Here is a 10521-nt window from a genome sequence, read left to right on the forward strand (position 1 = left end):
AAAAGGCGTATCCGGTAACGGATACGCCTTTTTATTTTGTTGTTTCCTACTTAAAGATCGTTCAGAAACAGCTCGTTGATTGTTTCAATCAGTAGTTTCCTGTTAATTGGTTTCGAAATAAAATCATCACAGCCTGCACTGTTTGCCTTTTTAATATCTTCTGTTTGTGCAAATGCTGATTGAGCGATTATCTTCACTGATGTGTTGAACTCCCGTATCATTTTTGTTGCTGTATACCCATCAATAACCGGCATTTTAATATCCATCAAAATCAGGTTAAGGTCAGGGGTATTCCGGGCCATTTCAACTGCTTTTTTCCCGTTATTGGCAACCAGTATCTCCGACGCGATATCGCGAACCAGAAGTTTTAGCAGTTCTATCGATATGGTGTCATCTTCAGCAATCAATATTTTTAACTTATTTTGTTGTAAAACATTGTCAATCAGTTGTAATTCAGAAGGTGTGGTTTGTTGTGAATTGATTGTTGCCTGCATAGGCAGCGAAACATAGAAGGTAGTTCCTTTCCCAACTTCCGATTCAAGGCTGATTGTACCGTTTAACATTTCGGTGTACGATTTTGTAATGGCAAGGCCCAGTCCCGAACCTTCGAAAACCCGCGAGTCTGCAATGTCGGCTTGCACAAATCGCTCGAAAATTGCCTGTTGTCTTTCCTGCGGTATTCCAACACCTGTATCTTTTACAAAAAAGTTAATGTGGTTCTTGCTGGTTGTGTATCCAAACTCGATGGTGCCAGATGAGGTGAATTTATAGGCGTTCCGTATGAGGTTGGTAAGAATTGAATTAAGTTTATCAGGGTCGGTGTGTAAAAGCATTACCGGATTACCATTGTTTTCGTTCAGTTTAAAAGTAATGCCTTTCAGTTTCATCGATTGCTCGAAGAAAATGTAAAGCTCTTTTATCAATGCCGGTAGGTTTATGTCCTGCATATGTGCAATAACCATCCCCGATTCAATTTTAGAAATATCAATTATATCGTTTATTGTATTAAGCATTCTTTCTCCACTGTTTTGAATTACGTCGATAAATTCTGTGCGTTGTTGGAGAGATAATTCCTGGTCTCTCAATAATTCGGTAAATCCTAAAATACCATTCATCGGTGTTCTGATTTCGTGACTCATATTGGCCAGGAAAGAGGATTTTAACTTATCACTTTGTTCGGCATTTTCTTTGGCCCGAACCAGTTCTTTTTCAATTTCTTTTTGTTCGGTAATATCTCTGAATTCAGTAACACGAACCAGTTTGTTGTTATAAGGAATCATTTTGCCCTGTATGCGAAGTGGGTACGTTTGCCCGTTTTTACGGAGTCCAACGGTTTCGTATGGCTTATCGTATTCACTTAGAATTTTCTTCATAACTATTTCGCGCTGATCTGCTGCAATTAATTTCATACCATCCATGCCAAGTAGCTCCTCATGAGAATAGCCGGTAATATTGCTCAATCCCTGGTTGCAGTCAAGAATTAATCCTTTGTCGTGAATAGTTATACCTCCAAACGATGCATTGTGCAGGGCCTTAAACCTTCTTTCATTTTGTTCCGCAGTTTCTTTAGCTTTTTGTAGCTCTTTTAAGGTCTGTTTTTTTTCAGTTATATTCTCCCTTACTGATATAAATTGTTCAATAAGTCCTGTTTCGTTATAAATTGGAGAAATATTGACGTGTTCCCAGAAGAACTCTCCACTTTTCTTTTTATTTACTAACTCTCCCTGCCAAATCCCGCCAGCCTTAATTGTAGCCCACATCTGTTTATAGATTTTCGAATCTTGTAATCCTGACTTTAGTATAGCGGGTTTTTTACCTAATACTTCTTCTTTTTTGTAGCCGGTTACAGTTTCAAAACAGGAATTGACATATTCTATATGCCCTTCGATGCCAGTAATTATAATACTTACCGGACTTGATTCTATAGCTTTTGACAACATTTCATTGGATTTTGCCAATTTTTTCCGTCTGGTTATATCACTTATAAAGCCTTCAAGTAAAATCTCATCGTTGTGATAAACTGCTTTTCCTCGTTCCCAAACCCATTTTTCCTGTTTTTGCTTGTTAAAAATACGGTATTCTATCTCGAACGATTTGTTTTGGTCAATTGCATTTCGAATTGCTTCCTGGATATGTTTTATGTCATCAGGATGGATTAAGGAATAAAAATCGATTGAACCGCCTTCGATTAGCTCTTCAGGTTTATACCCCAAAAGGGCATAACTTCCCTTACTGATAAAATTCATACTCCACCGTTCATTATTCTTGCAATTATATGCAACGCCGGGAAGATCGTCAAGCAAGCGGTTTTGTTTATCCTGTTCCTTTTTTATTTCGTTTTGTAATCGGTATCGTTCAGAAATATCGCGAACAGCTGCTATTCGGGCTTTTTTGCCTTTGTACACTATGCTACGTGCCTCAACTTCAACATATCCATAGGTGCCATCTTTTTTAAACGCCGAAAGAACAAACGGTTTTACAACCGGACTGTTGATCTTGCGACGGATCTTATTTTGATCTTTTTCTTGAAAGAAATCGGTAAGCAGGTTTTTGCCAATCATTTCTTTGCGCGAGTATCCTGTAATTCTTAGGAGGGTAGCGTTTACATCAAGAATTATCCCGTTGTCGTGCACAATTATTCCTTCAAACGCAGACTCGGAAAGGAAGCGAAAATATGCTTCACGTTCTTTTAGTTGTTCCAATGTGTATTTTAACTCCGAGTTATCATGAAGAATAATCATAAATGCAGGACGGTTATCGAAAATGGTATCCACCGGGGTGATTTCAACCGAAAAGGACCGGCCTGATTTTGTTATTGCTGCCGAGTCGTATTTTTTTTGAACCGCGTTGACTGAAAGAAGTTCAGTATAAAGTTGTTTTACTTTATCCAATTCTTCCGGGGCAACAAGCATGGTAAATTCTTTATCGAGAAGTTCATCTTCGGAGTAACCTGTTGTTTCGCACAAAGATTTGTTTACAAATTTTATTACCCCATCTTGTAAAATCAGTAACCCATCATTAAGAGAGTTTACCAAATTCTTGTAACGAATCTGAGTATTTTTGCTTACTTTTTCCTGTTGTATTTTTGATAGTGCAAACCCAACATCGGCAGCTATCTCAATAAATGTTTGTTTTTCTTTTGGGTGACTATAATCTTTTATCGGAATTCCGGCACAAAGGATTCCATATAACCTCTCATTATCCTTTAAAGGGGTCAATATGGGAATCCACTTGTTTGAATCCGGGGCAATAAGCAACGAAGACGGAATATTTCTCGTTACGGCATCATTTAGTTGGGAAATAGTTTGTAAAAGCTGATCCGGAACCCCGTTTTGTAAAAGTTGCTTTTTTACATTATCTACAATTTCGGGGTCTCCAAATCCTGCGAAAGAATCTGCTTTTTGGAGATCATCAAGCAATAGAATCCATGCATAATAGTAACCACGTGTATTTACGAGTATCCGGCAGGTGTTCTTTGCCAGTTGTGCCGGATTCTTCTCGGAAACGATTAAACGGACAATTTCCCGTGTACTTTCAATAATCTTATGGAGGTGTGCAATTTTTTGATCAGCCTTATTAATCATCCCCTTATTTTCTCTGGTTATACTTGAAATGAGCACAATTCAAATCACCTTAATGTGCTAATATAATAAAATTGGGGAACACTTTCTTATATAAAAATCAAGAGGATACAAAAAAAGGTGCATCGTAAAGATGCACCTTTTGATTTATAAGTTTATTGTTCTTATGCCAATAATTCTTTTACCTGGTTGTATACATTTTCGCCTGTATAACCCAGTTTTACATCCAATACTCCGGCCGGAGCAGAGAATCCGAATGATCCAAGACCAAACACTTTTCCGTCCATTCCAACCAGTCCTTCAAGTGTTACAGGCAATCCGGCGGTTAAACCAAATTTGGTAACTCCTGCAGGAAGAACTTCTTTTTGGTATTCGGTACTTTGTGTGCGGAATAAACCTTCAGAAGGAACAGAAACGATACGGCTTTTAACACCGTCTTTGGCCAATAATTCGGCACCGTCAACCAAAGTACTTACTTCCGAACCGCTTGCCAACAGAATTACATCAGGTGTACCTTCGCAATCCTGAAGGATGTATGCACCTTTTGTAGCTCCCTGTGCTGTTTCGTATGTAGTTACTTCTTTAATTCCCTGGCGTGACAAAATAAGTGCTGTTGGAGTATCTGTATTTTCCATAGCCATTTTCCAAGCAACGGTAGTTTCGTTACCATCGGCAGGACGCAATACCAACATTGAGTTTTTGTGGCTGTGGTTTTGCAATTTTTCCAACAGGCGGATTTGTGCTTCCTGCTCAACCGGCTGGTGAGTAGGACCATCTTCTCCCACACGGAATGCATCGTGTGTCCAGATGTATTTAACCGGTAGTTCCTGCAATGCAGCAAGACGTGCCGCCGGTTTTTGGTAATCGCTGAATACGAAGAAAGTACCACATGCCGGAATCACTCCACCGTGCAATGCCATACCGTTCATAATTACGGCCATTGTAAGCTCGCAAACACCTGCCTGCAGGAATTGTCCGCTAAAATCACCTTTTTTGAACGATGTTGTATTTTTAAGGAAACCATCCGTTTTATCCGAGTTTGAAAGGTCGGCAGACGACACGATCATGTTTTCAACCTCCTTGGCAAATACCGAAAGAACAGTTGCAGAAGCACCACGTGTTGCGATACCTGCTTTTTGCTCAATTTTGCTGTAATCAATTTCCGGAATTTCGTTTGAGAAGAAAGCTTTTAGTTTTGCTGCCAATTCAGGATTTGCAGCTTCCCATTTTGCCTGCTCAGCCTTTTTTGCTGCTGCAGCTTCAATCAACGCTGCTTTACGTTTTTCGTAGTATTCTTTTACATCATCGAAAATTACGAATGGGTTTTCAGGATCGCCACCCAAATTCGCAATTGTTTTTGCAAACGATGCACCGGCACCCGATAATGGCTGACCGTGAGTTGAACACTGACGCTCGAAATTTGCACCATCTTCAGTAATGGCACCTTTACCCATAATTGTTTTACCAATAATCAGGGTTGGTTTTTCAGTTTCTTCCTGTGCATTTTTTAAAGCTTTACGAATGGCATCGGCGTCGTTACCGGCAATGGTAACCACGTTCCATCCCCAGGCTTTATATTTCATTTCAGTGTCTTCAGTAGTCACCTCGTCGGTTTCTGTTGACAGCTGAATGTCGTTTGAATCGTAGAACATGATCAGGTTGCTCAATCCCAGGTGACCGGCAATTCTACCCGCACCCTGCGAAATCTCTTCCTGAATACCACCATCAGAGATGAAAGTATATGTTTTGTGCGCCATCCACTCGCCAAAACGAGCTACCAAAAAGCGCTCGGCAATGGCTGCACCAACTGCCATAACATGGCCTTGTCCGAGTGGACCTGATGTATTTTCAACACCACGCTCAACGTCAACTTCGGGGTGTCCCGGAGTTACGCTTCCCCACTGACGGAAATTGGCAACATCTTCCATGCTGTAAAAACCTGCCAACGATAAAATTCCGTAAAGCATTGGAGACATATGGCCCGGATCGAGGAAAAAACGGTCGCGGTTTGCCCATGTCATGTCCGATGGATCGTAATTAAGGAATTCAGAATAAAGGATGTTTACAAAATCTGCTCCGCCCATTGCTCCGCCAGGGTGGCCCGAATTTGCTTTTTCAACCATTGCGGCAGCCAGAATACGAACATTATCAGCTGCTTTAACTTCAATACTTTTACTCATTTTTTTGTAATTTTTTTCAATTTACTTTAGGCAGGACAGGAACGCCAAAAATAGTAAAAAAGAGGGACTTGGAAAGCGGGTTTGCTTGTTATTAATAATAATTTAGCAATGAGCTCGATGCAGTTGCCGGCATAAAAAAAGGAGAACCAGATATAATCCTGATTCTCCTTTTTGTGAAATATTTCTGTAAACTGTTACGCTTCATGAATTAATCAAACGAACCATAAAGATTCCATCGATAGCTAACAGTTTTTCTTTTACACTGTCGTTGATCTTTTCAGCGTCAACATCGATAATGTTATACGCAATATCTTCGCGTTTTTTATTCAGCATATTATCAATGTTCAATCCTTCGGCAGCCAATACAGTTGAAATCTGGCTAACCATATTCGGAACATTGCGGTTTGCAATCAAAATACGGCTTCCACCGTTGCGCTCCAGTTCGGCAGCAGGGAAATTTACCGAGTTTTTAATGTTACCGTTCTCGAGGTAGTCGCGCATTTGTTCAACAGCCATAATGGCACAGTTGGTTTCCGATTCTTTTGTTGAAGCACCCAGGTGAGGAATTGAAATTACATTATCCAGTTTCAGGCATTCTTCATCAGGGAAATCGGTAATATATTTGCCCACTTTACCCGACTCGATTGCCACTTTTAAATCGGCGTGATCTACCAGGCCACCACGTGCAAAGTTCAGAATTTTAACGCCATCTTTCATCATGGCGAATTTGTCTTTGTTGATGTAGCCTTTTGTATCGGGTAACAACGGAATGTTGATGGTAATAAAATCGGCTTGTTGCAACAACACCTGTATACCTTCAACCACTTTTACCTCGCGGCTCAGTTTCAGTGCGTGTTTCACCGACATGTATGGGTCGTAACCAATAACGTTCATACGCAGTGCCGACGCAGCATTTGCTGCCAAAACACCAATGGCTCCCAAACCTATTACGGCCAGTGTTTTACCTTTTATTTCTTCTCCGGCAAAGTTCTTTTTACCCTGTTCAACCAACGATGGAACTGCATCGCCCTGTCCGATTAATGTTTTCGCCCAGTTTGCTGCGCCAATATAATCGCGAGAAGCCATAAGCATTCCGGCAATTACGGCCTCTTTTACTCCGTTGGCGTTAGCTCCCGGTGTATTAAAAACCACAATTCCTTTTTCGGTGCATTTTTCGATTGGAATATTATTTACACCCGCTCCGGCTCTTGCAACAGCTTTTACCGACGATGGAATTTCAACATCATGCATTTTAAAACTGCGCAAAACAATAGCATCCGGATTTGGAAGCTCGCTTGCAATCTCATAATTGTCAAGTGGGAATAGTTTCAGACCATCGGGGTCAATTTTATTCAGAGTTTGAATTTTAAACATGTAGCTTGTTTTTTAATTGATATTCTCTGTAGCTGATAACACTATCCAAAAATGCAAAATATTGGGTAGCATATATTTTAATGACAAATATCAGCATTATATCTATAAATTATAAGGGATTTCGGGGATTAATTATCAATATGAAATTAACATTAATGAATAAAACCAGAAAGTGCATCAGAATTTTATCCTGAATTGAAGTCTTATTCGTTTTAAAGAATGATATATGAAAATGGGAGTGCGGAGTGAGAATTTGAAATGGCAGATTTTGTTTAGGATAAAGCAAAAAAAAGCCAGACTCTCCAGCCTGGCTCATCAACCTTCAACTACTAACCGATTTTATAACCCAAAAAATTATGAAACAATAGTTATGAACTATTATGTCTTTAGATTTAATACCTGCAAATAAAATAATAGAATACAAATGGGTATGTAATGTAAGTCACAAAAGGCCAGAAAAATCAATAAAATTTCGTGAAAGTGAAACTTTTCCGTTTTTTTCCAGCTTTTTTAAAAGACGCGAGATCACTTCGCGTGATGAATTGAGTTGAAGAGCCAGGTCCTGATGTGTGCCGGAATAAGTCTGAACGCCCGATTTTTTATGTCGGTCGATAAAAAATTTTACTAAACGTTCATCGAGTTTTAAAAAGGCAACCGCATCAAGTGTATTGATTAATTCGCGAAACCTGTTTTGAAAGGTTTGCATCACGTATTGTTTCCACAGGGGATATTTGCTTGTCCAGGCATCCAGCATTTCCACCGGAATCATAAGCACCTCGGTATCCACCTCGGCAATTGCATTAACTTCGCTAATTTGGCGAGCCATGCAACAGGTTAACGACATGGCACATACTTCGTCGGCCTGTAGGTAATAAAGCAGTAATTCGTTGCCGGCCTCGCTGGTGCGCGAAACGCGTATCAGTCCTTTCAATACCATTGGGAAACTGGAAATAAACTGACCTTCACGAATTAAGGTTTCGTGCTGAGCAAATTTTTTTCTTACGGCAACCTGCAGAATTTCTTCCTGTAATTCGGGTTCAAGAAAATTGTATCGTGTATAAAAATCTTCCATGTTTTACCAATTGTTTTTCAAACTGAGCCTTAAGCGAAGTTTTGAGATTATAATGGTTAATGCCGACAGGCAATTGAAAAGACTTTAAGAGTAAAACGAATTTAGGCTTCATTCAATTGCTAATCGGTATTAGTAGTTCAATTTCAGCAAATTTAATGTTGTGCCGCATTTCTGCAAAAAAAATCAATGAAATACGGATTTTGTCTGAAATTTTCTGATTAAAATGTTTTCCGTTCTCCTTCATTAAATCACATTTCCGGAAACAAAAAAAGATTCCCATTCAGTTAGGAATCTTTTTTTGTTTTATGGTCGTCAAATTTTATTTATTCGAACATGTCTTTCATTTTCTGAAAGAATGATCTTTCCTGTGCTGAAGGTCCACCCTGAAACCCGGGCGAATCCTGAAGTTTTTCCAACGCACGTTTTTCTTCGTTGCTCAGTTTTTTAGGTATCCAAACATGCACACGAACCAACAAATCGCCGCGTCCGTAACCGTTTACATCGGGAATACCTTTTCCGCGTAAGCGAAGTATTTTTTCGGGTTGTGTACCGGGCTCAATTTTAACTTTCACTTTTCCGTCAACGGTTGGAATTTCGGCTGTGGTACCCAGCGTAATTTCCGGAAACGATAAGAACAGGTTGTAAATCAGGTTGTTTCCGTCGCGAACCAATTCCTCGTCTTCTGCTTCTGTAATAACCACCAGCAAGTCGCCGTTTATACCGCCACGTCGTCCGGTGTTTCCTTTTCCCGAAACATTCAGCTGCATGCCTTCGCCAACACCAGCCGGAATTTTGATGTTAATCACTTCTTCCTCACGAACAACTCCTTCGCCGGCACAGTGATTACATTTGTCGGTGATCATTTTCCCTTCGCCCTGACAGGTTGGACAAGCCGAATTGGTTTGCATTTGCCCCAGTAAAGTATTCTGAACACGTGTTACCTGACCTGCGCCACCACAAGTTCCGCAAGTGGAATACGATGAGCCGTTTTTAGCTCCGGTTCCGCTACAATGCTTGCAGGCTACGTATTTTTTTACTTTTATCTTTTTCTCAACACCGTTAACAATTTCCTGGAGGTTTAGCCTTACTTTAACGCGCAAATCGGAACCCCTGCTCACTCTCCGGCCACCTCTGCTTCGGCCAGCACCTCCGCTAAATCCACCGAATCCGCCAAAATGTCCGCCAAAAATGTCGCCAAAAGCCGAGAAGATATCTTCAATGTCAGAGAAACCGCCTCCGCTAAAACCGCCACCACCGGCAGCGCCGCTCATTCCGGCATGACCGAACTGATCGTAACGTTGTTTTTTCTCCGGATTGCTAAGTACTTCGTAGGCTTCGGCTGCTTCTTTAAACTTCTCTTCAGCTTCCTTGTCATCCGGATTTTTGTCCGGGTGATATTGGATAGCCTTTTTACGATAAGCTTTTTTTATTTCCTCAGCAGAAGCACTTTTGCCAACTCCCAATACCTCGTAATAATCTCTTTTTGCCATTCTTCCTCCTCTGAATTTTTATTCTCCGATTACAACTTTGGCAAACCGGATTACCTTTTCGTTTAAGCAATAACCTTTTTGAATTACATCAACTACTTTACCTTTTAATTCTTCGCTTGGCGCCGGAATTTTTGTAATGGCTTCGTGCAGGTCAACGTCAAAATCAGCATGCTGAGCTTCGATTTCTTTTACGTTGTTTTGTTTTAGGAACTCCTGAAATTTCTTGTATATCAGGGCTGTTCCGTGTTTGCCTGCATCTTCGTCCTCTAGGTGTTTCATCGAATCAAGCGCACGCTCAAAATCGTCGATAACCGGAAGAATATTAACGATAACCGACTCGCCACCCGTTTTAATCAGGTCGGCTTTTTCTTTCATCGTTCTTCTTCTGAAGTTGTCAAACTCAGCTTGCAAACGCAGGTGTTTGTCCTGAAGCTCCTGAAGTTTTTGGCCCAATTCTTCCAACTGTTCTTCCTTCTTATCTTTTTTCGATTTTTTCTTCTTGTCTTTTTTATCGTCCGCTTTTTCTTCCTTTTCGGCTGCAGCATCTTCAACCTGAGCTGCGATATCTTTTTCTTCTTCTGTTTCCTTGTTTACTTTTTCTTCTGCCATTTTACCTAAATTTTCAGTATAAATAATTAACTGTAAGCCTTTTTTATGCTACGCTGACATAGCAAAAATTTTGCCATGCAAATATAAACGACAAATTGGCACCCGAATCTGATTCCGAGTGCCAATTTGAACGATTTATACTATTTTTAAAGTAGTGTCTACAGCTCTTCTCTTAGAATTTTGTGCAGAGCAGCGTCAAGTGACGGGCCACGAAG

6 protein-coding genes are annotated in these 10521 nt (G+C 40.3%); all 6 read right to left on the bottom strand.

The annotated features are described in order from the left end of the window. Positions 1 to 50: 50 nt before the first annotated feature. Positions 51 to 3584 carry a PAS domain S-box protein gene (locus ABZB17_RS15695; RefSeq protein WP_372651398.1) on the bottom strand — a complete coding sequence of 1178 codons (3534 nt, stop codon included), beginning with the start codon at positions 3582 to 3584 and terminating at the stop codon, positions 51 to 53. Between the two features lie 161 nt (positions 3585 to 3745). Beyond that, entirely contained in the window at positions 3746 to 5761 is a 2016-nt protein-coding gene (locus ABZB17_RS15700) for a transketolase family protein (RefSeq protein WP_372651400.1), read from the bottom strand. 201 nt (positions 5762 to 5962) lie between these two features. Next, on the bottom strand, positions 5963 to 7135 hold the full coding sequence (locus ABZB17_RS15705) for a phosphoglycerate dehydrogenase (protein WP_372651401.1): 1173 nt from the start codon (positions 7133 to 7135) through the stop codon (positions 5963 to 5965). 442 nt (positions 7136 to 7577) lie between these two features. Next, positions 7578 to 8207: a Crp/Fnr family transcriptional regulator gene (locus ABZB17_RS15710; RefSeq protein WP_372651403.1), complete on the bottom strand. Its 630-nt coding sequence runs from the start codon at positions 8205 to 8207 to the stop codon at positions 7578 to 7580. Positions 8208 to 8530: 323 nt separating this feature from the next. Then, positions 8531 to 9697 (bottom strand): molecular chaperone DnaJ, encoded by a 1167-nt coding sequence (gene dnaJ, locus ABZB17_RS15715; protein ID WP_372651405.1) that lies wholly within the window; start codon positions 9695 to 9697, stop codon positions 8531 to 8533. Positions 9698 to 9715: 18 nt separating this feature from the next. After that, the gene (locus ABZB17_RS15720; protein WP_045032444.1) at positions 9716 to 10306 is read right to left on the bottom strand and encodes a nucleotide exchange factor GrpE; all 591 of its coding nucleotides are present in this window, start codon (positions 10304 to 10306) and stop codon (positions 9716 to 9718) included. Positions 10307 to 10521: the final 215 nt, after the last annotated feature.

Source organism: Draconibacterium sp., assembly GCF_041583095.1.
GTDB lineage: Bacteria > Bacteroidota > Bacteroidia > Bacteroidales > Prolixibacteraceae > Draconibacterium.

Coding starts and splice junctions, on each gene's coding strand:
- ABZB17_RS15720 (WP_045032444.1), bottom strand. CDS start 10,306: ATGGCAGAAGAAAAAGTAAACAAGGAAACAGAAGAAGAAAAAGATATC.
- dnaJ (WP_372651405.1), bottom strand. CDS start 9,697: ATGGCAAAAAGAGATTATTACGAGGTATTGGGAGTTGGCAAAAGTGCT.
- ABZB17_RS15695 (WP_372651398.1), bottom strand. CDS start 3,584: ATGATTAATAAGGCTGATCAAAAAATTGCACACCTCCATAAGATTATT.
- ABZB17_RS15705 (WP_372651401.1), bottom strand. CDS start 7,135: ATGTTTAAAATTCAAACTCTGAATAAAATTGACCCCGATGGTCTGAAA.
- ABZB17_RS15700 (WP_372651400.1), bottom strand. CDS start 5,761: ATGAGTAAAAGTATTGAAGTTAAAGCAGCTGATAATGTTCGTATTCTG.
- ABZB17_RS15710 (WP_372651403.1), bottom strand. CDS start 8,207: ATGGAAGATTTTTATACACGATACAATTTTCTTGAACCCGAATTACAG.